Raw genomic sequence first — 22,999 nt, 5'->3', positions numbered from 1 at the left:
CACCTCCGCTCCATTTGGGCGGTACGCTGATCCATGACCACACCCCACCCAGACGCGCCAGAAGTCATCGTCGTCGGTGCGGGCCTCGCGGGACTCACCGCCGCGCGCAGGCTGACGCAGGCGGGGCGGCGGGTGCGGGTGCTGGAAGCGCGGGGGCGGGTCGGTGGCCGGACGCATACCCTGCGGCTCCCGGTCACGGGCGTGAGCGTGGATGTGGGCGGGCAGTGGGTGGGGCCGAATCAGCCGCACGTGATGGCCCTGATCCGCGAACTGGGGCTGGAGGTGTTTCCCACCCATGACGCCGGGCAGAACCTGGCGCTGGTGCTGGGGCACCGGCTGCTTTACCGGGGCCTGATTCCGCCGCTGCCGCCGCACGTCCTCGCGGACTATGCGCTCCTTTCCGGGCGTTTCGAGGCGTTGGCCCGCCGTATTCCGAAGGAAGCGCCCTGGACGGCCCCCGGCGCGGAAGCCCTGGACGCGCAGACCCTCGATACCTGGATCACCCGCCACGCCCACACCCCGCAGACCCGCGCCCTGATGCGCCTGTACGCCGGGGCGGTGTTCAGCGCGGACGCCGGGGAACTCAGCCTGCTGCACGCCCTGGCCTACACCGCGCACGGGGGCGGCATCAACGGCCACACCCTCACCCGGGGCAACGCCCTGCAAGACCGCGTGCTGGGGGGCGCGCAGAGCATCGCGCAAAGGCTGGCGGACGGGCTGCCCGACGTGCGCCTGAACAGCCCCGTCACGCGGGTGGAACAGGACGGGGCGGGCGTGACCCTCCACACGCCGGACGGCCCGCACCGCGCACCGCACGCCGTCCTCGCCGTGCCCCCGACCCTGCTGTCGGGTGTCCCCTTCGACCCCCCGCTGCCCCCCCGCCGCGCGCAGCTCCAGCAGCGGCTGCCGATGGGCGCCGTCATCAAGTTCCTGGCCGTGTACGAGCGGCCCTTCTGGCGGGACGCGAGCCTCAGTGGCATGGCGATCAGCGACACGGGGCCGGTGACGGTCACCTTCGACAACAGCCCGCCCCAGGGGGCACCGGGCGTGCTGCTGGGGTTTATCGAGGGGCATGACGCCCGCGCCCCGATGGACCGGGGCGAGGAGGAACGCCGGGAGGCGGCCCTCGCCAGCCTCGCGCGGCTGTCCGGGGAGGCGGCGCTGTTCCCGCTGGAAACGGTGGATTGCAACTGGGCCGCCGAACCCTACAGCGGCGGCTGTTACGGCGCCCTGTTTGGCCCCGGCACCTGGACCGGTTACGGCCAGGCCCTGCGCGCTCCCGCAGGCCGCCTGCACTGGGCCGGAGCGGAAACGGCCCGGGTATGGATGAATTACATGGACGGCGCTGTCGAGAGTGGCGAGCGCGTGGCGGCGGAAGTGCTGGCTGCGGTGGGGCTGGCTGCGGCGGGGCCTTGAAGGGCGGGCCTGAACTGGGGACAGCGCCCCGCCAGAAAGCCGCCAGTCTCCGGGGCGCAGAATGGGGGGGGAGAGGGTGGCCCTTCCCTTCCCATTCCGGCCCCGACCCCAGGAGGCAGCCCATGCCGCGATTCCACCCGCTCAAGAGCGTCCTGCGCCTGCTTGCCCTGCTGGGGCTGTTGCCCACTGCGCTGGCCCAGGGGCGCCTCCTCCCGCCCGACCCCGCCATCCTCCGCTACCCGCTGCTCACGCCCGCGAGCGGGCAGGCGGCGGACGTGACCCTGCTCTTTTCCGACTCGCCGGAGACGCCGGGGCAAAGTGGCCTGCTGTACCGCGACCGCGTCTCGGGGCAGGTGCGCGTGCTGGCCTACCACGCCAACGGCCTGGGACGCCCCGCCCGGCTCTTTATCCTCGCGCGGAATCCCGGTGATGCTCCCGCCACCTTCACCACCCGGCGCCGGGGCAGCGCCAGCACCCCGGGTCCCGACCCGGTGATCGGCCAGCAGACGTTGCTGCGGTATTTCGCCTCGGCCCCCTTGTCGCCGCATCCGCTCGGGCCAGGAGAGCAGGCGGTGCTGTTCAGCTCCGACCCGCTCGCCCCGGACGCGGTCGCCAGCGTGATGCTCGACCTCGACCTCAGCGCGCCGCTGGAACTCAGCGTCGTGATGCTGGGGGAGGGCGAGTGGCCCACACCGTCTGTCCTGGCCGGGCTGCCCTCCCTGGCGCGGGACCGCCACCAGCGCGGGACGTTCGCGGGGGCGAACCGGCTGTGGCGTGTGGACCTGGGGCCGCTTCCGGCCCGGCTGGTGCTGGGCGCGCAGAACGACCCGCCGCTGCACGGCACCGACGCGCTGACGGGCGACCCGCAGCTTCTCGCGGGCAATTACGGCGTGCTGTACGAACTGGAACTGCGCGGCGCGGGCGGCAGCCTCCTCACCCTCGCGCCCCGTGGCGGCGTCTACCGGGGGGCGCTGTGGCTGAGGGACGGCGGACGGGCCGGGCCGCTGCTGATCGGTCAGGGCGCCGCCCTCAAGGACCCGGCGCGGCCCGCCTGGCTGTGGCAGGCCAGGAGTGACCGGCTGGACCTCCTCTTCGTGCCCGCAAACGGTTCCAACCTGCCGGTGGCACTGGTGTTCTACCCGTCCTCGTGGCCTCAGCCGGTGCCCTGAGCATGTGGGGATGTGGAAGCTGGTCGCTGGCTGTCCCCTGAAAGGCAGCTCCTTTAGAGCGGTTGTCGTAAAGCTGGCTTTGTTTTTGACCCTCTCCCACCAGGGGAGAGTGCCTTGCGAAGCAAGGGGTGAGGCGTCTTTTTGACCGATACTTAAAGCCTCGCTCAAGCCGCCTCGTGACGCCGCCCGCCCCGGAAGGCGCAGCCTCAGCATCAGGAGGCCAGAGATGCAACACCGCAAGCTGCGCGACCTGGACGTTTCCGCCCTGGGTCTGGGCTGCATGGGCATGAGCGAGTTCTACGGGGAGGCCGACGAGAATGAGTCCATCCGGGTCATCCACCGGGCGCTCGATCTGGGCGTGACCTTTCTGGACACCGCCGACATGTACGGCGTGGGCCGCAACGAGGAGCTGGTGGGCCGCGCCATCCGGGGCCGCCGGGACGAGGTCGTGCTGGCGACCAAGTTCGGCAACGTGCGGGGACCGGGGGGCGAGCGCCTGGGCATCAATGGCCGCCCGGAGTATGTGAGGCAGGCCTGCGACGCCAGCCTGAAACGGCTGGGCGTGGACCACATCGACCTGTACTACCAGCACCGGGTGGACCCCCAGACGCCCATCGAGGAGACGGTGGGGGCGATGGCCGAACTGGTGCAGGCGGGCAAGGTGCGCTTCCTGGGCCTCTCGGAGGCGTCGGCTGGGACCATCCGCCGCGCCAATGCCGTGCATCCCATCACCGCCCTTCAGAGTGAGTATTCGTTGTGGACCCGCGACCTGGAAGAGGAGATTCTGCCCACCTGCCGCGAACTGGGCATCGGGTTCGTGGCGTACAGCCCACTGGGCCGGGGATTCCTGAGCGGCCAGTTCAGGTCGCCCGAGGACCTGCCCCCGGACGACTTCCGCCGCTACAACCCCCGTTTTCAGGGCAAGAACTTCCAGAAGAACCTGCATCTGGTGGAGGCCGTGCAGGACATGGCCCGCCAGAAAGGCTGCACCCCCTCGCAACTCGCGCTCGCCTGGCTGCTGGCACAGGGGGACGATATCGTGCCAATTCCGGGCACCAAACGGGTGAGGTACCTGGAAGACAACCTGGGCGCGCTGGACGTGCACCTGAGCGCGGACGACCTGGCACAGCTCGAAGCCGTGTTCCCGATGGGCGCGGCGGCCGGGGAGCGTTACCCGGATATGAGCAGCGTCAACCGCTAGACGGAAGGCCGTTCCGGTTCAGTGCCCGCTGGTCGTCTTCAGGCCGATGATCGCCACGATCATCAGGGCGAGGAAGACCAGCCGCGCGGGCGTGGCGGGTTCCCGGAACAGGACAATCCCCAGGATCGCCGCGCCGACCGCTCCGATGCCCACCCACACGCCGTAAGCCGTGCCGATGGGGAGCGTCTTCGCCGCCAGGCCCAGCAACCCCATGCTGGCGACCATGCTGACCAGCGTCAGCACCGTGGGGAGCGGGCGCGTGAAGCCCTCGGTGTACTTCAGGCCAATCGCCCAGCCGACTTCCAGCAGTCCCGCGATCACGAGCAGAAACCATGCCATGACGTGACACCTCCTTCAGTGTCCGCGCCGTCTTGTCGTGACCGGGTACGGCGGTGCTCTCGTCCGGGGTTCAGCCTTTCACGCTGTCCAGAACAGAGTTTAGCGGTGCTGTGTCAGCAAAGCGGGAGCGGAGTGTAAACGGGCGCTTACACTCCTGCCCGGTTCAGCGTGTATAGACCCGGTAGCGGGCGGTGATGTCGTAGGTCGCGCAGGGTTCCTCACCCGCCAGCACCGGGGCGACACACACCGTCAGCTTGCCGCCGACGCTCACGGTGTCCGGCCGGTCTTGCGCGGCCACCTCGCTCAGTTTCCCCAGGTCCCCGGTCAGTTCCACCGCCTGATAGCCCCGGGAATTGACCGCGCGGTGCAGCGGGTCTTCGCCGGGGTTCACCAGGGGCGAGAGGGGCAGCCAGCGGCCCTTGCCCTTGCTGTCCTTGGCGTACAGCGTGGCCGAGACGCGCGGGATGAAGTAGAAGGTGCGCGCGCCCGGCCAGCGGTCATGCAGGGCCAGCGGCAGCCGGAGGGTGCAGTCCCGGTAAGTCTCGTCCACCAGCAGGAAATTCTGGCGCGGGGATTTGAAGTAGCTGTCGGCGCAACTCAGGCTGACTTTCTCGCGCGGGACGGGAATGCTGCGGGGAGCTCCGGCGGCAGCGAGGCCGAACGTGCCGAGGGCCAGCAGGGCAAGGGAACGTTTCATGGCTTCTCCTCCTGAATCAGCTCGACCTGGACCGACTGGTCGGCCGCCGTGAAACTGCAACTGAAGTCCGTGCGGCTGTTGCCGGGTGTGGCAACCCAGCCGTCCCAGCGTTTGCCGTCGGCGTTCGCGCTGATCTGCCCCGCCGCTTCACGCGGGCCGGGGAACCGCAGGCCAGGTTGCCCGAGCCGCGTGCCCACCTCCTCGCGGCAGCGGTCCAGCAGGGCGGAAGTGGCGATGCCGCCGCTCGTGTCGTCACTCCCGGCGGGAGCGGGACGCAGAAGAAGCACCCCGGCGAGGACGGCGAGCAAGGGCAGCAGCCAGAGGGCGGGGCGCCACCCGGGCGCCTTCTGTGGGAGGAGGACCGCACGAACTTCCTCGCGGTAGGCGTGCAGGGCCAGTTGGTGACGGGCGCGTTCCTCCTCGGCTTGCCGGGCGCGGGCGACGGCCAGTTCCTCCTCCTCGATCCGCCGCATCTCCTCGTCACTCAACATACTCACCAGAGTGCGTGACTCGGGGGAGTCTGGCGTCCACCCAAAGTTGGAAGGCAGCCACCAAAAGGAGGCGGAGGGCCAACCCTCGCCGCCCCTCCGCCCCGCGTCGCCCTGGCTACACCCCCAGGTACGCGCTCCGCACCCGGTCATTCCCCAGCAGTTCGCCCTGGCTGCCCTGGAGCGACACGCGGCCGCCCTCCAGCACATAGCCCCGGTGCGCGATGCCCAGCGCGGCGAAGGCGTTCTGCTCGGCCAGCAGCACGCTGACGCCCGCCTCGTTCACCCGCTGCACGGCCTCGAAGACCTGCTCGACGACCAGCGGCGCGAGGCCCAGTGAGGGTTCGTCCAGCAGCAGCAGCTCCGGGCGGGCCATCAGCGCGCGGGCGATGGCGACCATCTGCTGCTGTCCGCCCGAGAGGCTCCCGGCGGGGGCGTGCCGCTTTTCCACCAGGGCAGGGAAGAGCGTATACACCCGCTCCAGTTCCCGCGCGGTCCCGGCCGCGTCCCGGCGATGCACGAAGGCCCCCAGCCGCAGGTTCTTCTCCACGCTGAGGTCGGGGAACAGCAGGCGGCCTTCCGGGCACTGGGAGACGCCGTGCGACACGTTGAATTCCGGTTTGCCGCCGGTCAGCGGCACGCCGTTCCAGGTGGCCGTGCCCCCCGAGGGCCGCTGCAAGCCGCTCAGCGTCCGGAAGAGGGTGCTCTTGCCCGCCCCGTTCGCCCCCAGCAGCACCACGATCTCGCCCTGTTGCACGGTCAGGTTCACGTCGTGCAGCGCCCGGAAGGGGCCATAGTTCACGCTCAGGTCGCGGACCTCAAGCATGGGCACCTCCCTCTGTCCTCTGGCCCATCTGCCCGCCATGCGCGTGGCCGCCCAGGTACGCCTCGATCACGGCGGGGTCGCGGCTGACTTCGGTGGGCGTCCCCTGCGCGATCTTCTGGCCGTGGTGCAGCACCAGAATCTGGTCGGCCAGGCCCATCACCAGGCTCATCTTGTGTTCCACCAGGGCGACTGTCAGGCCACCCGTGACCAGCTCGCGGATCAGGCTCATCAGGTTGACCGTCTCCTCGGGGTTCATCCCGGCGGCGGGTTCGTCCAGCAGCAGCAGGGCGGGATCACTGGCGAGTGCCATCGCGATCCCGACGCGCTTCTGGCCCTCCTGCGTCAGCGCCCCGGCGGGTCGCCCCGCTTGCGGCGCCAGCCCCACCCGTTCCAGCGCGCGCATGGCCCCGAGACGGCTCCCCGCCTCGTCGTGGCGTTCGCGGCCCGTCCGCAGCAGCGCGTCGAACAGCCCCGCGCGGGTGCGGACGCGGTGACCGATCATCGCGTTGTCCAGCACGCTGAGTTCCTTGTAGATCGTGGTCGTCTGGAAGGTCCGGGCGATGCCGCGCGCGACCACCTGATGCGTCTTCAGCCGGGTGATGTCCTGGCCCTCAAAGCGGATGCGGCCCGAGGTGGGCTGGTAGAAGCCCGAGATCAGGTTGAAGAAAGTACTTTTGCCCGCCCCGTTCGGCCCAATGATGGCGGTGATCTGCCCCGCCGGGAGGCTGGCCGTCACGTCGCGGACGGCGTGCAGCCCGCCGAAGTGGATGCCGAGGTCCTGCACTTCCAGAATGGGGGCGCTCCGTCCAGGTTCAGGCATGGTCCACCGTCCTCTCGGTGCGGGCGGACGCCCGGCGCAGGCGGGAACGGTCCCACAACCCCGCGAGGCCCTGCGGCGCGAACATCACCAGCAGCACCAGCAGCGGTCCGAACACGATGTACTGGTAGTCCTGAAGTCCCTTCATGAATTGCAGCGCCACGTAGATCAGCGCCGTCCCCAGCAGCGGCCCGGCCAGCGTGCCGACGCCGCCCACCAGCAGGTACAGCAGCACCGTGAAGGTGGTGGTCGGCCCGGTCACGCTCGATCCCAGGAAGCCCACATAGGCCGCGTACACGCCGCCCGCCAGCCCCGCGAGGGCGGTCGAGAGCATCATCGCGCGCAGCTTGTGGGAAAAAACGTCGATCCCGGCGCTGCGGGCCAGGTCCTCGCCGCCCCGGATGGCGACCAGCGAGCGCCCGAAGACGCTGCCGCGCGTGCGGGCGACGATCAAGACCGTCAGGATCAGCGCCGCCAGCGCCACGTAATAGAAGTTGGCGGCCTTCGAGAAGTCGAGGCCCAGGAAGCCCTGCGGGGGCGGCACGCCGTTCAGCCCCTCGTTCCCGCCCGTCAATGCGTCCCACTTGTTGATCACGAGCTGGATAATCACCCCGACGCCCAGCGTGAAGATGGCGAAGACATCTCCCTTCGTGCGGAAGGCCACCAGCCCCAGCAACAGCCCCAGCAGGGCGCACAGGATCACGGCGAAGGGCCAGGCCAGCCAGAAACTCCACCCGCTCTTCAGCGTCAGGATGCCGACCGCGTAGGCCCCGATCCCGAAAAAGCCCGCGTGGGCGAGCGGCAGCAGGCCGGTATAGCCCAGCATCACGTTCAGGCCGTAGGCCAGCATCGCCCAGATCATGGTGTTGATGGCAATGTCCAGCACGTAGCCGCCGGGTTTCAGCAGCGGCAGCAGCGCCGCCAGCACGAAGAGCGCCAGCCAGCCCCACAGGCCGGGTTTGAAGGCCGGGCGGGTCATTGGAACACGCTCCAGTTCCGTGCCGGATGGACAGGACGCCGTCCGGCCCTCCACTTGCGCGCGTTCCTCATGGTTCCTGCTCCTTCCCGTCGGGTGCGCGTGGAGGCGCTCACCGGAATCATGTCCCCCTCCGGAAGAGTCCTTCGGGCCGGATCGCCAGCACCAGCACCAGCACCGCGAAGCCGATCACGTCCGCGAAGTCCAGGTTGATGTAAAAGCCCCCGAAGACCTCCGCCAGCGCCAGCAGAAAGGCGCCCACAATCGCCCCCGGCACGCTCCCCATGCCGCCCAGAATGATGATGGCGAAGACCTTGAGGTTCATCACCTCGCCCATTGAGGGGGCCACCGAGATGATCGGCGCGATCAGGGCGGCGGCGACGGCGGCGAGCGCCCCCGAGATCGCGAAGGTCAGCATCCCGACCCGGTTCACGTTCACGCCCACCAGCCGCGCGCCCTCGCGGTTCTGGCTCATCGCCTCGATGGTGGCGCCGGTCAGGGTGCGTTTCAGGAAGTAATTCAGGCCCAGCATCACCAGCAGGGACGCGGCGATCACCAGCAGCCGCTGCCAGGTGATGATCACGCCGCCCAGGTTCAGGATGCCCGGGACCGGCTCCGCGATCTGCTTGAAGTCCGGTCCCCAGATGAGCTGCACGGCGGCCTCCAGAAAGAACAGCACGCCGATGGCCGCGATCATGGCGTGGACGTGCGGCGCGTTCCGCAGCGGGTAGAACACCACCCGCTCCAGCAGCGCGGCCAGCAGGGCCACCGCCACCGCCGCGAGCAGCAGCGCCACCACGTAGGGCACGCCCAGCCCTGTCAGGACCGCGTAGGTGAAGTACGCGCCCAGCATGTACAGGCCGCCGTGCGCGAAGTTGGGCACGCGCATCACGCCGTACACCAGGGTCAGCCCCAGCGCCACCAGCGCGTACACGCCGCCCAGGGCGAGGGCGTTGAAGAGTTGTTGCAGGAAGAGGGTCAAGGGCAGTCTCCAGATAGACCAGACCGCGCCCCTCGTGGTGACGGGGCGCGGCGCGGGGGGCTTACTTCATGTTCGGCAGGCGCAGGCGCGTGTATTTCCCGCCCTGGACACTCGCGGCCACCACATCGGCGTCGAGGTGCCCGGCGGGCGTCACGCCCTTCACCGCGTAGATGCCGACGGACTTCGGCAGGGAGGTGACGGCCTGGCCCAGCTTGGCGCGGATGGCGACCGGGTCGGTGGTGGTGCCCGCCAGCGCCATCGCCCGCGCGACCGCCTGCATCCCCACGTAGTTCAGGGCCGCCTCGCTGGTGGGAATCTTCTTGTAGAGGCGCTGGTACTTGGCGACGAAGGCCTGGGAGCCGGGGTACTGCACGGTGGGCAGCACGCCGACCGAGCCGTCCAGGTAGCTCTGCGGGATGTTGGTCATCTGCTCGAACTTGGCCTGGTCCATCACGATGAAGCCGCCCTTGAAGCCCTGCTCGCGCGCCGCCTTGATCACCAGCGCGGTGGGCTGCGAGGGACCGCCCACGAACAGCACGTCGGGCTTCTCGGCCAGGGCCTTGGTCACGGCGCTGGAGAAGTCCACGGTGGTGTTGTAGTCCACGCCGTTGTTGCTGCCGACCGTGCCGCCCTGCTTTTTCCACTCGTCGGTGATCGCGTCGGTCCACTGCTTGCCGTAGGCGGTGGTGGTGCCCACCAGCCCCAGCTTCTTGCCGAAGGCCTTCATCTGCGTGCTGACAAAGGGCGCGATGTAGTTGTCGTAGCGCGGCGGCAGCATGAAGGTCAGGGGGCTTTTGGCCTCCAGAATCTTCGGCTCGCTGGAGTAGGCCACCAGCAGGAAGTTGGGGTCGCGGGTCGCGAGCGGCTGCACGGTCAGGATGCCGCCCGCGTGCGGCACGAAGATTACGTCAATCCCCTGGGAGGTCAGGCGCTTGACGTTGGTGGCCGTCTCGTTGGGCAGGTAGCGGTCATCGAGCGCGACCAGCTTGAAGGTGACCTTCTCGCCGTTCACGTTCACGCCGCCCGCCTGGTTGATCTCACCGATGGCCATGTCGATGCCGCTCTGGACATCCTTGCCGTAAAAGGCCGCGCCGCCCGAGAGGGGACCGCTGTAGCCGATGTTCACGACCTTGTCCGCCAGGGCCGAACCAGCCGCGAGGGTGAGGGCGAGAGAAACGAGGGTGCGCCTTTTCATAGTGAACCTCCGGGTCGGGGATGGAACAGGCGAAAAGCCGGGAGCCAGAGGGCCGGTTGGCCCTGGACGCAGTACAAGTTGAGTGTGCCCGTCATGCTGGCACGGGCGGCGGAGGGTGTCAATTGCCTGCCCCCCATTCTGTATAGGCGCCGAATGAAAGGCAGACTTACGGCCCCGGCCCGCTACACTCGGGCACGATGTCCGAACCTGCCACCCCCTCCCGGCCCAGCACCCCTGACCAGCACAGCACCCCCGCCCCGCGCAGCCGCGCCCGGATGCTGGAACTGGTGTTCCCCAAGGACACCAACTATCTCGGCACGGCCTTCGGCGGCTTCGTGCTGTCGCTGATGGACAAGGCGGCCAGCGTCGCGGCGGTGCGGCATGCCCGCGGCGCGGTCGTGACGGCCCGGATGGACGGCGTGGATTTCCGCCTGCCCATCCGGGTCGGGGACGCGGTGGCCCTCGACGCGCATGTGGTCAAGGTGGGCCGCTCCTCCATGCAGGTGCGGGTGGACGTGTTCCGCGAGAACATGGCGTCGGGCGAACAGCAGCTCGCCACCACCGGCTTTTTCGTGTTCGTCGCCGTGGACGAGGACGGCAAGCCCTGCCCGGTGCCGCCCCTCGTGGAAGGTGAGGGCAACGCGGAGGCCGACGACCGGCCCTGACGCTCACCGCTTAACTCGTGCCGTTCTCCAGCGCCAGCCGCACGTGCCCCAGGTGATGCCGCAGGTGCCAGTCGTGCTTGGCCAGCAGCCGCCAGAGGTCCTGCTCGCCCTCCTGGGGATGGGTGACGCGGCGGGCGAACTGTTCCGGGTTGACGCCACGCAGCAGCTCGGCCCAGCGAGCATTGGCGGCGTCCAGCAGATCAAGCGCCGCGTCCACCGGCAGGGCCGCATCGGGCAGGGCCAGCCACGCTTCCTGATCGAAGGGCTGAATCACGTACCCCTCGGTCGTCAGGGCGTACCGCAGGCGGTTGAGGCCGTGCAGATGCGCGTCCGCCGCGTGGTGCGCGAGTTGCTGCACCGTCCAGGCGCCGGGGCGGTAGGTGCGGGCGAGTGCCTCGGCGTCCAGCCCCGTGAGCACCTCACGCCACTCGCGCGCCGCGTCCTCCATCCGTGCCGCGACGGTTGCCAGCGCCGCCGCGTCCCGCGTGGGCAACTCCTGAATCGGGCCGATGGGAAAGCGCCGGGGGTCGGGGCTGGAGATCATGGCAAGAGTATGACGCGCCCTGGCCGCGTTAAGCTCAACCCATGCTGACGCTCGCGGAAGCGGCCCGGTTTCCCGAAATGCAGGTGGGCGCGGAGACGCACCGGCTGGCCGCGCACCCTGACCGCGTGCCCGCCGCCATGCTCCTTCCCGCCGCCTTCGAGGAAGAGTTCTACCGCCGCGCCAACCTGCCCGAGCAACTCGCGCGCCTGCTCGCCCCCCTGAACCCGGCCCGCCTCGACGAGGACCTGCTGGAAGAACTGGCGGAAAAGGCCCAGGCGCTGGTCCGCGGCAGTTCGCTGCTGGACGACGCGGTACAGCTCTTTTACCGCGCGCTGGGCAACGCGGGCCTCAGCGTGGGCGAGGTCCATGTTCGGCGGCCCGGAGGGCGGGAGGTGGAGGCCGCGCGCGTGACGCCCCCCGGCACCCCCGCCCTCCACGCCGTCAAGCGCCTCTGGGCACGCGACTGGACCTTCGAGGCGCTGCTCGCCCGCCTGGACGACACCGGCAGCATCGGCCTGGAAGCCCGCCCGACCCTGCTGCTGGCCGGACCACCCGGCAGGCCGGATGCGAACCTCGCCGCCGAACTCGGAACCGGGGCAGCCCTGGTGAACGGGCTGGGCCTGGTCGGCCTGCCGGACCGCTGAGGCGGCCAGCCGGAAGTCTCCGTCTCCCGGTGTTACCCTCCGCCCATGACCCCAGAAGACCTGACCGCGCCGGGCGCGTACCCCGGCCTGCACCTCACCCTCAACGAAGACGGCATCCTCGAAATCGTCATCCGCAGCGAGAAGACGCTGAACAGCGTGAACGCGGGGGCGCACCGGGCACTGACGTACATCTGGCGCGACATCGACGCCACTGAAGGCATCCGCTGCGTGCTGATCCGCGGCGAGGGGCGGGCCTTCTCTTCTGGGGGAGATTTCACGCTGATCGAGGAGATGGCGGGGGACTTCACCGCCCTGGCCCGCGTGTGGCGTGAGGCCCGCGACCTCGTCTACAACGTCATCAACTGCGGCAAGCCCATCGTGAGCGCCATTCACGGCCCCTGTGTCGGTGCGGGTCTGGCCGTCGCGCTGCTGGCCGACGTGAGTGTGGCGGCGAAAAGTGCGCGGATTCTGGACGGCCATGTGCGGCTGGGTGTAGCTGCCGGAGATCACGCGGCGATCATCTGGCCCCTGCTGTGCGGTCTCAACAAGGCCAAGTACCATCTCCTGACCGGCGAACCCGTCAGCGGCGAGGAAGCCGAACGCATCGGCCTGGTGAGCCTCTGCGTCCCCGACGACGAGTTGCTGGACCGTGCCTGGCAGGTCGCCCGCCGCCTCGCCAGCGGCAGCCCCACCGCCGTCCGCTGGACCAAGTACGCCCTCAACAACTGGCTGCGCGCGATGGGACCGACCTTCGACGCGAGCCTCGCCCTGGAATTCCTGGGCTTCACCGGGCCGGATGTGAAGGAGGGGTTGAGCAGCCTGCGCGAGAAGCGGGAGCCGAAGTTCGCGGAGGACGCACCTATATGAGTGAGGACGCCATGACTACCGTTCATCACACTCTGTCGTTTTGGCCGAGCTATGCACAATTCGTCCTGTACGACACTCAAGCAGAGTTCAATCCCGACGAGGAGCCGTTGTGGGGACGACCGGAGGAAGAGGAAGGGCATCTTAGTGTTCGCCCGACTGAAGTTTCGGTTGGTCTGTTTGCTGATGCTGAAGTGCAGATTGAGATGGATGTTTATCCGGTGCCGCCTGAATTGCCTAAAGGGGACTGGGATGTGAATGTGGAAGTTCCTTTGCTAGTGGCTTCTGGAGAGCTGGGAATTCGGGATGTAGTCCAAGATGTACCCGAAGCAACTGCTGCCGTTCCTCCGGGTTGGCTCAGGCTGCGTGTTCTTGGACGGAACACCTTGGGAGGCCAGACGTTCTGGGTTCAGGTGTGGCCGATAACAAGCCCGACGAGCTGAATTCACCTCCTACCCCTGTCTCCCCCAGGGGAACGCCCCCGCCCCACCCCCCGCCCCCACGTTAGGATGGGCCGAAAAACTTCACCTTTGGGGAGGACATCACCATGACGACGAATCAACCCACCAAGCAACCCGTCCGCGTGGCCGTGACTGGCGCCGCCGGGCAGATCGGCTACAGCCTGCTGTTCCGCATCGCGGCGGGCGACATGCTGGGCAAGGACCAGCCCGTGATCCTGCAACTGCTGGAGATCACGCCCGCCCTCAAGGCCCTCCAGGGCGTCGTGATGGAGCTGCGCGACTGCGCCTTCCCGCTGCTGGCGGACGTCATCACCTCGGATGACCCGTTGGTGGCCTTCAAGGACGCGGACTATGCCCTGCTCGTCGGCGCGATGCCGCGCAAGGCCGGGATGGAGCGCGGCGACCTGCTGGGCGCGAACGGCGGCATCTTCAAGCCGCAGGGCGAGGCGCTGAACAAGGTGGCGAGCCGGGACGTGAAGGTGCTGGTCGTCGGCAACCCCGCCAACACCAATGCCCTGATCGCGCAGCAGAACGCGCCCGACCTCGACCCCAAGCAGTTCACCGCGATGGTCCGCCTCGACCTCAACCGCGCCATCTCGCAGCTCGCGGAAAAGACCGGCCAGCCGGTGACCGCCATCAAGAACGTGATCATCTGGGGCAACCACTCCTCCACCCAGTACCCCGACCTCTCGCACGCGACGGTGAACGGCCAGCCCGCCCTCGATCTGGTGGACCGCGAGTGGTACGAGAAGGAGTACATCCCCACCGTCGCCAAGCGCGGCGCGGCCATCATCGAGGCGCGCGGGGCCAGCAGCGCCGCTTCCGCCGCGTCGGCGGCCATCGACCACGTGCGCGACTGGGCGCTGGGCACCCCTGAGGGCGAGTGGGTCAGCATGGGCATCCCCAGCGACGGCTCCTACGGCATCCCCGAGGGCCTGATCTACGGCTTCCCCGTCCGCACCAGGAACGGCCAGTACGAGATCGTCCAGGGCCTCGACATCAACGACTTCAGCCGTCAGAAGATGGACGCCACTGCGAAGGAGCTGGAAGAGGAGCGCGACGAGGTCCGCAAGCTCGGCCTGGTGAAGTAAGGGGCAGGGGAGAGGGCGGGGCCTCTGGGCCTCGCCTTCTCTCTTGCAGAAGGGACAGCGGCCTCCCTGCCCCCTGTTGACAGTTCCGGAACCCCCCGCTAAAGTAAACAAGCCCTGAAACGCGCTCGCAGCGCGGGCGAGAAACCAAGGTGAGCCGAGGTGGCGGAATTGGTAGACGCACTAGTTTCAGGGACTAGCGCCGCGAGGCGTGTGGGTTCAAATCCCATCCTCGGCACCAGCAAGAAAGCCCCCGCAACTCTGGCGGGGGCTTTCGCTTTTAGCGGGAAAACCGGCTGCGCGTCCGCCCCCGCGTCACCGTCCGGGCGTAGACCTCCTCCAGGGCGGCGGCGCGGGTCGGGAGATCGTACTGGGCCGCACTCGCCCGCGCCCCGGCTTGCAGGATGGGCAGGCGTGCGGGGGCCAGCACCTCCAGCAGTCCGGCGGCCAGTGCTTCGGGGGCAGCGTCCGTCACCGTGCCGTTCAGGCCCTCCTGCACCAGATCGAGGGCGGCGGGACTGCGGGCGGCGACCAGGGGGGCACCGGCGGCCAGCGCCTCGATCATGCTCATGGGCAGCACCTCGCTGGTGCTGGCGGTAAGAAAGGCGTCGGCGGCAGCCAGCGCTTCGGGCACGCGGGCGTAGGGCACCGGGCCGGTGAAGGTCACGCCCTCGGGGGCCCCCGCCTGCGCCTCCTCGCGGCTGGGACCGTCGCCGACCACCAGCAGGCGCAGGTCCGGGCGGGAGGCCTGCGCCTGGGCGAAAGCCCGCAGCAGCACCTCCAGATTCTTCTCCGGCGCCAGGCGGCCCAGGTACATGGCGAGCGGGGCGTCCTGCGGCACGCCGTACTCGGCGCGAAAAGCCTGGCCGCTGGCCTGCTGGAAGGCGGCCAGATCGACCGGATTCGGGAACAGCTTCACCTCTCCCCCGAAGCCGTACCGGCGCAGCATCTCCACCATCGCGCGGCCCGGAGCGAGCACGGTGTCCACCCGCCGCGCGAAGGCTGCCACATGGGGGCGCAGCATGGCGCGGCCCACCCGCCGGGGCATCGGCGCGTAGTGCAGGTACTGGTCGTACTGGGTGTGGGCGGTAAAGACCACCGGGGCGCCCGAGAGCCGCGACCATGTCAGGGCCAGCCTGCCCGCCAGGAAGGGGTGCATGGTGTGCAGTACGTCCAGGTCGCGCAGCGGCAGCCGCGAGGTGAGGAGCGGCCCCGGCGCCAGCATCACCGGGTAGTCTGCCGGGGCACCCAGCGCCCGCGCGCCCGCGAAGGAGCTGTTGAGGCGGTACACGCCTTCCTCGTGCGCGGGTTCCTGGGGGTGGCGCGGCGCGAAGATGCGGACCTCGTGGCCCCGCTCGCGCAGGCCGCGCGCGTACAGGGCCGTGCTGGTGGCGACGCCGTTGCGGGACGGCAGGTAGGTGGCGGTGACGATCCCGATACGCACGGCTCCCGGAGTGTACCCCCCCGCAGGCGGCCAGGCCGCTATCCTGCCCGCATGACCGGCCCGCGCCCCCCCGCCCTTCCCCTGATCATTCCCTGCGTGGACATCCAGTCGGGCCGCGCCGTGCGCCTCTACGAGGGGGACCCCGACCGCGAGACAGTGTACTTCGAGTCGCCGCTGGCCGCCGCGCGGCACTGGGCGGCCCTGGGCGCGGGGCTGGTGCATCTGGTGGACCTGGACGCCGCCACCGGACGCGGCGAGAACCGCGCCGTTATCGGGCAGATCACCGCCGACCTGGGGGTGCCGGTCGAGGTGGGCGGGGGCATCCGCGACCGCGAGGCGGCGGAGACGCTCCTGCAAGCCGGTGTGCTGCGCGTGGTGATCGGCACCGCCGCGGTGAAGACTCCGGAACTCGTGCGCGACCTGATCGCCGCCCACGGTCCCGAGCGGGTGGTGGTGAGCCTGGACGCACGCGGCCTGGAGGTCGCCACCCACGGCTGGGCCGAGGGAAGCGGCGTCAGCGTCGCGGAACTCACGCCGGTCCTGGCCGGGGCGGGCCTCGAAACCCTGATCTTCACCGACGTGACCCGCGACGGCACCTTGAAGGGTCTGGACCGCGACCTGATGCGGCAGGTCCGCCAGCTCTGGACCAACACCCTGATCGTCGGGGGCGGCGTCGCCACGCTGGACGACGTGCGCCTGCTGGCCGAGGAAGGGATTCAGGGCGCCATCGTGGGCCGCGCGATCTACGAGGGGACGCTGGCCTATCCGGTCACGGCCCTCTGAACGACCAACGCGGAGGCTCCAGCTTCCGCGTTGGTCCCGGGTGAGGGCTCAGCGTTTTTTCTGTCGGCCCGTCAGCCCCACCAGCCGCAGCACGATCACGGCGGGTACGGCAAAGAGGGCGGTCACGAGGTTCCAGAGGGCGGCCCCCACACCGGGCAGCGGGGCGCCGGAAGGGGAAGGGGCCCTGGGCCGGGCCTTCCGGCGGAGGAAACCGGGCAGGCGGGGCACCGCCAGGACCCGGCCCCGCGCGTCCTGCACCGGCTCACCGGGCTTGGTGTTCCGCAGGGCTTCCCGCTCCTGATGGCTGGGCGCGGGGTTGATATCCGCACCCTGGGCGGCGACCGCTTCCTTCTTGGCGACGTTCGCGGCCCCTCCGGCATGGGTGCCGTACTTCTGCGAGTACACCCAGGTCACTTCCGCGCCGAAGAAGAAGATCATCGCGCTGTAGTAGATCCACACCAGGATCGCCACCAGGGACGCGGCCCCCGCGAAGATGCCCCCGGGCGCGAAGCGGCCCAGGTAGAAGCCCAGGGCGAGTTGCCCGACCGTGAACAGCACGGCGGTCACGGCGCTGCCCACCCACACCTCGCGCCACTGGAGTTTGACGGCGGGCAGGAACTTGTAGATCAGGGCAAAGACGGGCGTCAGCAGCAGGATACTCAGCAGCAGGGTCCCGGCCCGCACGAAAAAGGCCCCCGCGCCGATCCGGTTGCCCAGGTCCTGGGCGATGGCCGAGAGGTAGGTGTTCAGCACCAGAAAGGCCAGCAGGATCACCCCGATCCCCAGGATCAGCAGGAACGACACGACCCGCGTCTCCACGACCTTCACGAAGCCTCCCGGCGGCGGCGGGTCCGCGCCCCACATGCTGCTGAGGGCGTCCTGAAGCTGCACGAAGAGGCCGGTGGCGCCCAGAAAGAGCGTGACAAAGGCGATCACGGTGGTGATCACCGAGCCTTTTTGCAGAGCTTCGGGCTTGATCAGACCTCTCAGAAAGTCGGCGGTGTTCTCTCCCAGGTTCTGCACGAGCAGGCTGCCGGGACCGAACAGATCGTTGAGCACCGTCTCATTGGTCAGAAAAAAGCCCGCGATGGCGACCGCGAACAGCAGCAGCGGCGCCAGGCTGAACATGGCGTAGTAGGCGATGGCCGCCGCCAGCCGGGGAGCCTTGTCCTGCCCGAAGGCCAGCGCCGCCTCCCGGATCAGGGGGAACAGGTCCGAGAACTTCATGCGGGCAGTCTACGGGGCGGCTCCGGACGCTCCGGCCCACCCCGGCACGCGAGTTCCTTCACGGACGGGGCCCGCGCCGCCAGCCGCCCGCCTGCTAGCCTCTGCCCATGCGTCCCATCCCGGCAGGCTTCACCCAGACCCTCAGCGTCACGGTCACCGCTGAGATGACCGTGCAGTTCGGCGAACTCGGCGCGGTGCATCCTGTCTACGCGACCTACTGGATGGCGCGGCACTTCGAGGAAGCGGGCCGCAAGATCATCCTCCCCTTTCTGGAGGACGGTGAGGGCGGCATCGGGACAGACGTGCAGGTCACGCACGCGGCCTCGGCCCTCCCCGGCATGACCGTCACCGTGACCGCCACCTTCGACCGGATGGAGGGCCGCCGCATCGTCTGCCTTCTCCGCGCCGTCTCCGACCTGGGCGACGAGATCGGCTCCGGCACGACCGGCCAGATGGTGCTCCCCCAGGCCAAGATCGACGCCAACTTCGAGAAGCTGCGGGCGCGCTGGCAGGAGCGGCAGGGGCAAGGCGCGTGAACCCGCCCGTTCCGCTGAATATCGCTGGCTTTCCACCCTCGCCCCACGCGCCGCACCTGCTGGTCAACCGTTCGGAGGCCCCCGCGACCATCCTCACCACCGGCACCCGGCCCCCGGACGACCAGATCACGTTTCTACCGCTGCCTGACCCGGCCTGAGCGCCTCTTTCTGTTCACGACCTGAACGCAAGGCGGCGACGCCCAGACACAAATTGAAAAACCTCTCCATCACCTGGAAGAGGGTCGGTCCGTCTGGGCTAAACTCCTCCAGTTATGCCCGAAGTTCCCCGCGTCTCCCGCTACTACGACGTGAAGCGTGATCCTGACGGTCACCGTTACCTGGACGTGAACGTGACCGGCTTCTCGCTGCTGCACATCCCCCTGCTGAACAAGTCCACCGGCTTTACCCCCGAGGAACGCCGCGCGCTGGGAATCGAGGGCCTGATCCCACCCCACCACAGCACGCTGGAGGAGCAGAAGCGGCGCACCTACCTGCGGTACCTTCAGCAGGCCACCGACCTCGACAAGCATGAATTTCTGCGTGCCCTGCAAGACCGCAACGAAGTGCTGTTCTACGCGCTCTTCGCGGACCACCTCGAAGAGATGCTGCCCATCCTCTACACGCCCACGGTGGGCGAGGCGGTGCGGGTCTTTTCCCACATCTACCGCTACCCGCGCGGTTTCGCGGTCAGCACCGAGAACATCGACCGCGTGGACGAGCTGCTGGAAAACGTGCCCCTCAACGACGTGCGGATGATCGTGGCGACCGACTCCAGCGCGATTCTGGGGATTGGCGACCAGGGCTTCGGGGGGATGGCGATCTCCATCGGCAAACTCAGCCTCTACACGGCGGCGGGCGGCGTCGGCCCCGACAAGACCCTGCCGGTCGAACTGGACGTGGGTACCGACCGCCAGGATTTGATCGACGATCCCCTTTACCTGGGCGTCCACCACAAGCGGCTGACGGGCGCCGAGTACGACGAGTTTCTGGACCGCTTCGTGGAGGCGACCGTCGCCCGTTATCCCAAGGCGATCATCCAGTGGGAGGACTTCGCGCGCGGGACGGCTTTCCGCGTGCTGGAGCGGTATAGGAAGGTGGTCCCCAGCTTCAACGACGACATCCAGGGCACCGGGGCGATGGCGCTGGCCGGACTGATCAGCGCCAGCCGCCTGAAAGGTGAACGCCTGACCGACCAGACCTTCGTGGTGGTCGGCGCCGGGGCGGGCGGCATCGGTGTGGCGATGGCGATCCGTCAGGGCCTGATGCGCGAGGGGCTGGGCTACGCCGAGGCGAACGCCCGCGTCTTCGTCGTGGATCGTTACGGCCTCTTGATGCACGGGCAGCCCGGCCTGGAAGACCACCAACTTTCCTTTGCCCGCTCCCCCGAGGACGTGGCGGGCTGGACCTGTGAGGGCGAGTGGCCCACGCTGCATGAGACGGTCACGCAGAGCGGCGCCACCGCCCTCCTCGGCCTGACCGGCGTGCCGGGCCTGTTCCGCCAGCCGACCATCGAGGCGATGCTGGCGCACACCCCGCGTCCCATCGTGTTCCCCCTCTCCAACCCCACCAGCAACGTCGAGGCGCAACCCGCCGACCTCCTGCGCTGGACGGACGGCGCGGCGATCATCGCCACCGGCAGTCCCTTTGCCGACATCGAATATGGCGGCCAGATGTACCCGGTCGGGCAGGGCAACAACGCCTTTATCTTCCCCGGTCTGGGCTTCGGCGCCGTGATCAGCCGCGCCCGCGAGATCACCGACGGCATGGTGATGGAGGCTGCCCAGACCCTGGCCGACGAAACCGCGCAGTACGGCCACAGGGTCTACCCGCCCATCAGCGCGATCCGCGAACTCAGCCTCAAGGTCGCCGTGCGTGTGGCTCGCCGGGCCATCACGGAAGGGGTGTGCGCCGAGCGCCGCGTCCGCAACCTCACCGACGACGAGCTGGAGACGTTCGTGCGGGGCCGCCAGTGGGTGCCCAAGTACCTGCCGCTGAGGAAGGCGGCGGGGGCGCGGGACTGAGGCTCACTCCGGGGGCAGCACCCTCAACCCCGCAAAGCGCGTGAAGCCCCGGTCGGCGGTGACCAGCGTGAGGTCGTGCGTGAGGGCGAGGGCGGTGAGGTAGGCGTCGTTGATGTCGTTGCCGCTCAGGTTCAGATCGCCCGTGAGTTGTCGCCAGCGCGCGAATCCCGATAGCCCCAGGTCCACCTGCCCGACGTTGGGGAGCGCATGCAGGCTTCTCAGAAACTGGAAAGCCTCCTCGGGGGGAGCGGCCCGTGGACCCAGGCTGGGGAGGGACGTGATGCGGACGAGGGCGACTTCGTTCAGCTCACAGGTGTACACACGTTCGCCCGAAGCCAGAGTGTTTTTCAGCCAGAGCAGCGTCACGGCATGGGCCGGAGCCTCTTCCTGAAAAGCGTAAATCAGGGTGTTGGTGTCCAGCAGGAAACTCAAGGCAGCAGGTCCTTGGGAGGCTGGATGTCCGTTTCATGGATCAGGCGTTTGATCTCCTCCGGCGTCAGGTCAAAGGGCACGCCGGAACTGTAGGTGTGTAGCTTGATCTCTTTCGGGGAGCGCGGCGTCTGGGCCAGCCGCAGCCGAATTCCCTCCTCGATCAGCCGTGTCAGCGTGATGCCCTGCCGGGCCGCCTCCGCCTTGGCCCGGCGGTACAGTTCGTCGTTCAGGCGCAGGGTGGTTTGCATGGCCCCAGCTTATCGGCAGGCCAGGAAAAGACAGAAATCTGTCTCACCCCGCCCGTCTAGCCCGTTCCCCTAGATGTGACGTGTGGGGGGCAGGAGGCGTGCATAGGCTGAGACATGGCGCACATTTCCCGCTACTACGACGTGAAACGCGACCCCGCCGGGCACCGCTTTCTGGAAGTGCGGGTGACCGGCTTTCCGCTGCTGCACCTGCCCCTGCTGAACAAGAGCACGGCCTTCACCGAGGAGGAACGCCGCCTGCTCGGTCTGGAGGGCCTGCTCCCGCCCGGCGTCAGCAGCATCGAGGAGCAGAAGGAACGCGCCTACCTGCGCTTCCGCCAGCAGGGCACGCCGCTGGAAAAGCACGCCTACCTCCGCAACCTTCAGGATTACAACGAGGTGCTGTTCTTCGCCCTGCTCGAAGACCACGTCGAGGAGATGCTGCCGATCATCTACACGCCGACCGTGGGTGACGCCGTGCGCGAGTTCTCGCGGCTGTACCGCTACCCGCGCGGCTTTGCGATGAGTACGGCCCATGTCGAGCGGGCGCGTGAGTTGCTGGACAACGTCCACCAGCAGGACGTGCGGATGATCGTGGCGACCGATTCCAGCGCGATTCTCGGCATCGGGGACCAGGGCTTCGGCGGGATGGCAATCTCGATTGGCAAACTCAGCCTCTACACCGTCGCGGGCGGCGTGGGGCCGGACAAGACGCTGCCCGTCGAGCTGGACGTGGGGACCGGAAGGCAGGATCTGATCGAGGACCCGCTTTACCTGGGCGCCCGTCACCCGCGCCTGACAGGTGAAGCTTACGACGCTTTCATTGACGCCTTCGTGCGTGCCGTGCAGGACCGCTACCCCAAGGCAATCATCCAGTGGGAGGACTTCTCCAAGGACACGGCCTTCCGCGTGCTGGAGCGGTACCGGAAGGTCGTGCCCAGCTTCAATGACGACATCCAGGGGACGGGCGCGGTCACACTGGCGGGGGTGCTGCGGGCCTGCGCGCTCAAGGGCGAGCGGCTGCGTGATCAGGTGGTCGTGATTCACGGGGCGGGTGCGGGCGGCGCGGGCGTCGCAGGCGCCATCCGCGAGGGGATGCGGCACGAGGGGCTGAGCGAGGACGAGATCGCCCGGCGCGTCTTCGTCCTCGACTCGCGCGGCCTGCTCACCGACGACCGCCAGATGGAGGAATACAAACGGCCCCTTGCCACGCCCAAAAGCCTCACGGACGGCTGGGCCGGGACGGACCTCCTCAGCGTTGTGCGGGAGGCGGGGGCGACGGTGCTGCTGGGCCTCAGCGGGCAGGGCGGCATCTTCAACGAACCCATCGTGCGAGCCGTCCACGCCAATACCGCGCGGCCCATCGTCTTCCCGCTGTCCAATCCCACCGCCAACACTGAGGCTTTGCCGGAAGACATCCTGCGTTGGACGGACGGCGCGGCCATCGTCGCCACCGGGAGTCCCTTCCCCGACGTGACGGTGAACGGTCAGACCTACGCCATCGGGCAGGGCAACAACGCTTTCATTTTCCCCGGCCTGGGCCTGGCCGCCGTCCTCACCCGCGCCTCGGAGATCACCGACGGCATGGTGGCCGAGGCCGCTTACGCCCTGGCCGACTTCACCGCCCGCGAGTACCCCGAACGCACCTACCCGCCCACCCGCGCTCTCCGCGACGCCAGCCGCGCCGTCGCCCTCCGTGTGGCCCGCCAAGCCATCGAGGAGGGTGTCGCCCGCGAGGAAAAAGTCGCCGGACTGGACGAGGGCGGCCTCGCCGCCTTTATCGAGAGCCGCTTCTGGGTGCCGAAGTACCTGCCCTACCGCACGGCGGAGGGAGCCAGCCCCGCCCTGGAGTAACGTTTTCCCCACATCAAAGAAACGCCCCCGATCCCTCGGAGGCGTCCTTTTTACTGCTGATCGCTGAAGGCTGACGGCTGAAAGC

Annotated in this window: 26 protein-coding genes, 1 tRNA gene and 1 riboswitch; of the genes, 14 read left to right on the top strand and 13 right to left on the bottom strand. The window is 68.8% G+C overall.

The window, feature by feature from the left end:
* Positions 1 to 33 precede the first annotated feature (33 nt).
* The 3 genes from E5F05_RS19350 to E5F05_RS19340 all read left to right on the top strand — a co-directional run bounded on the left by E5F05_RS19350 (position 34) and on the right by E5F05_RS19340 (position 3,786).
* A complete protein-coding gene (locus E5F05_RS19350) occupies positions 34 to 1,416 on the top strand; it encodes a flavin monoamine oxidase family protein (RefSeq protein WP_129120279.1) in 1,383 nt (460 codons plus the stop codon).
* 122 nt (positions 1,417 to 1,538) lie between these two features.
* Positions 1,539 to 2,585: a hypothetical protein gene (locus E5F05_RS19345; RefSeq protein ID WP_129120278.1), complete on the top strand. Its 1,047-nt coding sequence runs from the start codon at positions 1,539 to 1,541 to the stop codon at positions 2,583 to 2,585.
* Between the two features lie 226 nt (positions 2,586 to 2,811).
* Positions 2,812 to 3,786, top strand: a complete 975-nt coding sequence (locus E5F05_RS19340; RefSeq protein WP_129120277.1) for an aldo/keto reductase — start codon at positions 2,812 to 2,814, stop codon at positions 3,784 to 3,786.
* 18 nt (positions 3,787 to 3,804) lie between these two features.
* Here E5F05_RS19340 and sugE read toward each other — a convergent pair whose 3' ends face one another.
* The 8 genes from sugE to E5F05_RS19300 form a co-directional block, all read right to left on the bottom strand.
* Positions 3,805 to 4,125, bottom strand: coding sequence for a quaternary ammonium compound efflux SMR transporter SugE (gene sugE / locus E5F05_RS19335; RefSeq protein ID WP_129120276.1), 321 nt, complete (start codon positions 4,123 to 4,125; stop codon positions 3,805 to 3,807).
* Between the two features lie 21 nt (positions 4,126 to 4,146).
* Positions 4,147 to 4,215: riboswitch (guanidine-III (ykkC-III) riboswitch) on the bottom strand.
* A 73-nt stretch (positions 4,216 to 4,288) separates the two neighbouring features.
* Entirely contained in the window at positions 4,289 to 4,822 is a 534-nt protein-coding gene (locus E5F05_RS19330) for a hypothetical protein (protein WP_129120275.1), read from the bottom strand.
* The gene (locus E5F05_RS19325; protein WP_129120274.1) at positions 4,819 to 5,313 is read right to left on the bottom strand and encodes a hypothetical protein; all 495 of its coding nucleotides are present in this window, start codon (positions 5,311 to 5,313) and stop codon (positions 4,819 to 4,821) included. The genes E5F05_RS19330 and E5F05_RS19325 overlap by 4 nt, the downstream gene beginning before the upstream one ends.
* Before the next feature lie 115 nt (positions 5,314 to 5,428).
* Positions 5,429 to 6,136, bottom strand: coding sequence for an ABC transporter ATP-binding protein (locus E5F05_RS19320; protein WP_129120273.1), 708 nt, complete (start codon positions 6,134 to 6,136; stop codon positions 5,429 to 5,431).
* On the bottom strand, positions 6,129 to 6,956 hold the full coding sequence (locus E5F05_RS19315; RefSeq protein ID WP_129120272.1) for an ABC transporter ATP-binding protein: 828 nt from the start codon (positions 6,954 to 6,956) through the stop codon (positions 6,129 to 6,131). The genes E5F05_RS19320 and E5F05_RS19315 overlap by 8 nt, the downstream gene beginning before the upstream one ends.
* On the bottom strand, positions 6,949 to 7,932 hold the full coding sequence (locus E5F05_RS19310; protein WP_129120271.1) for a branched-chain amino acid ABC transporter permease: 984 nt from the start codon (positions 7,930 to 7,932) through the stop codon (positions 6,949 to 6,951). Before E5F05_RS19310 ends, E5F05_RS19315 begins: the two co-directional genes overlap by 8 nt.
* Before the next feature lie 118 nt (positions 7,933 to 8,050).
* Positions 8,051 to 8,911, bottom strand: a complete 861-nt coding sequence (locus E5F05_RS19305) for a branched-chain amino acid ABC transporter permease (RefSeq protein ID WP_129120270.1) — start codon at positions 8,909 to 8,911, stop codon at positions 8,051 to 8,053.
* 61 nt (positions 8,912 to 8,972) lie between these two features.
* Positions 8,973 to 10,106, bottom strand: coding sequence for an ABC transporter substrate-binding protein (locus E5F05_RS19300; RefSeq protein ID WP_129120269.1), 1,134 nt, complete (start codon positions 10,104 to 10,106; stop codon positions 8,973 to 8,975).
* Between the two features lie 197 nt (positions 10,107 to 10,303).
* Here E5F05_RS19300 and E5F05_RS19295 point away from each other — a divergent pair, with 197 nt between their 5' ends.
* Positions 10,304 to 10,771 (top strand): acyl-CoA thioesterase, encoded by a 468-nt coding sequence (locus E5F05_RS19295; protein WP_129120268.1) that lies wholly within the window; start codon positions 10,304 to 10,306, stop codon positions 10,769 to 10,771.
* A 10-nt stretch (positions 10,772 to 10,781) separates the two neighbouring features.
* On the opposite strand, the gene E5F05_RS19290 is transcribed toward E5F05_RS19295, so the two are convergent.
* The gene (locus tag E5F05_RS19290; protein ID WP_129120267.1) at positions 10,782 to 11,315 is read right to left on the bottom strand and encodes a DinB family protein; all 534 of its coding nucleotides are present in this window, start codon (positions 11,313 to 11,315) and stop codon (positions 10,782 to 10,784) included.
* 41 nt (positions 11,316 to 11,356) lie between these two features.
* On the opposite strand from E5F05_RS19290, the gene E5F05_RS19285 reads away from it, so the two are divergent.
* From E5F05_RS19285 to E5F05_RS19265, 5 genes are all read left to right on the top strand, one after another.
* Entirely contained in the window at positions 11,357 to 11,959 is a 603-nt protein-coding gene (locus E5F05_RS19285; protein ID WP_129120266.1) for a hypothetical protein, read from the top strand.
* Between the two features lie 45 nt (positions 11,960 to 12,004).
* Positions 12,005 to 12,826, top strand: a complete 822-nt coding sequence (locus E5F05_RS19280) for an enoyl-CoA hydratase/isomerase family protein (protein WP_129120265.1) — start codon at positions 12,005 to 12,007, stop codon at positions 12,824 to 12,826.
* The gene (locus E5F05_RS19275; protein WP_129120264.1) at positions 12,823 to 13,266 is read left to right on the top strand and encodes a hypothetical protein; all 444 of its coding nucleotides are present in this window, start codon (positions 12,823 to 12,825) and stop codon (positions 13,264 to 13,266) included. Before E5F05_RS19280 ends, E5F05_RS19275 begins: the two co-directional genes overlap by 4 nt.
* Positions 13,267 to 13,370: 104 nt before the next feature.
* Positions 13,371 to 14,375, top strand: a complete 1,005-nt coding sequence (locus tag E5F05_RS19270; protein WP_129120263.1) for a malate dehydrogenase — start codon at positions 13,371 to 13,373, stop codon at positions 14,373 to 14,375.
* Positions 14,376 to 14,528: 153 nt separating this feature from the next.
* Positions 14,529 to 14,613 (top strand) — tRNA-Leu (locus tag E5F05_RS19265).
* Positions 14,614 to 14,652: 39 nt separating this feature from the next.
* Here E5F05_RS19265 and E5F05_RS19260 read toward each other — a convergent pair.
* Positions 14,653 to 15,816, bottom strand: a complete 1,164-nt coding sequence (locus E5F05_RS19260; protein ID WP_129120262.1) for a glycosyltransferase family 4 protein — start codon at positions 15,814 to 15,816, stop codon at positions 14,653 to 14,655.
* A 51-nt stretch (positions 15,817 to 15,867) separates the two neighbouring features.
* Between E5F05_RS19260 and hisA the strand changes: the two genes are divergently transcribed.
* Complete coding sequence (hisA, locus tag E5F05_RS19255) at positions 15,868 to 16,599, top strand: 1-(5-phosphoribosyl)-5-[(5-phosphoribosylamino)methylideneamino]imidazole-4-carboxamide isomerase (RefSeq protein WP_129120261.1); 732 nt, start codon at positions 15,868 to 15,870, stop codon at positions 16,597 to 16,599.
* Between the two features lie 48 nt (positions 16,600 to 16,647).
* Here hisA and E5F05_RS19250 read toward each other — a convergent pair whose 3' ends face one another.
* Positions 16,648 to 17,826, bottom strand: a complete 1,179-nt coding sequence (locus tag E5F05_RS19250; RefSeq protein WP_129120260.1) for a YihY/virulence factor BrkB family protein — start codon at positions 17,824 to 17,826, stop codon at positions 16,648 to 16,650.
* 107 nt (positions 17,827 to 17,933) lie between these two features.
* On the opposite strand from E5F05_RS19250, the gene E5F05_RS19245 reads away from it, so the two are divergent.
* The 3 genes from E5F05_RS19245 to E5F05_RS19240 all read left to right on the top strand — a co-directional run bounded on the left by E5F05_RS19245 (position 17,934) and on the right by E5F05_RS19240 (position 20,383).
* Complete coding sequence (locus E5F05_RS19245; protein WP_129120259.1) at positions 17,934 to 18,362, top strand: thioesterase family protein; 429 nt, start codon at positions 17,934 to 17,936, stop codon at positions 18,360 to 18,362.
* Entirely contained in the window at positions 18,359 to 18,520 is a 162-nt protein-coding gene (locus E5F05_RS21405) for a cupin domain-containing protein (protein ID WP_164973562.1), read from the top strand. Before E5F05_RS19245 ends, E5F05_RS21405 begins: the two co-directional genes overlap by 4 nt.
* Before the next feature lie 114 nt (positions 18,521 to 18,634).
* The gene (locus E5F05_RS19240) at positions 18,635 to 20,383 is read left to right on the top strand and encodes an NAD-dependent malic enzyme (RefSeq protein ID WP_129120258.1); all 1,749 of its coding nucleotides are present in this window, start codon (positions 18,635 to 18,637) and stop codon (positions 20,381 to 20,383) included.
* Positions 20,384 to 20,386: 3 nt separating this feature from the next.
* Here the strand turns inward: E5F05_RS19240 and E5F05_RS19235 are convergent, their stop codons facing one another.
* Positions 20,387 to 20,815: a TA system VapC family ribonuclease toxin gene (locus E5F05_RS19235; RefSeq protein ID WP_129120257.1), complete on the bottom strand. Its 429-nt coding sequence runs from the start codon at positions 20,813 to 20,815 to the stop codon at positions 20,387 to 20,389.
* Positions 20,812 to 21,063 carry a hypothetical protein gene (locus tag E5F05_RS19230; protein ID WP_129120256.1) on the bottom strand — a complete coding sequence of 84 codons (252 nt, stop codon included), beginning with the start codon at positions 21,061 to 21,063 and terminating at the stop codon, positions 20,812 to 20,814. Before E5F05_RS19230 ends, E5F05_RS19235 begins: the two co-directional genes overlap by 4 nt.
* Positions 21,064 to 21,177: 114 nt before the next feature.
* Here E5F05_RS19230 and E5F05_RS19225 point away from each other — a divergent pair, with 114 nt between their 5' ends.
* On the top strand, positions 21,178 to 22,914 hold the full coding sequence (locus E5F05_RS19225) for an NAD-dependent malic enzyme (protein ID WP_129120255.1): 1,737 nt from the start codon (positions 21,178 to 21,180) through the stop codon (positions 22,912 to 22,914).
* Positions 22,915 to 22,999: the final 85 nt, after the last annotated feature.

Origin of the sequence: Deinococcus metallilatus (assembly GCF_004758605.1) — a bacterium.
GTDB classification, from domain to species: Bacteria; Deinococcota; Deinococci; order Deinococcales; family Deinococcaceae; genus Deinococcus; species Deinococcus metallilatus.
The sequence above is the reverse complement of the archived record's forward strand: the minus strand, read 5'-3'. Positions and strand labels throughout refer to the sequence as shown.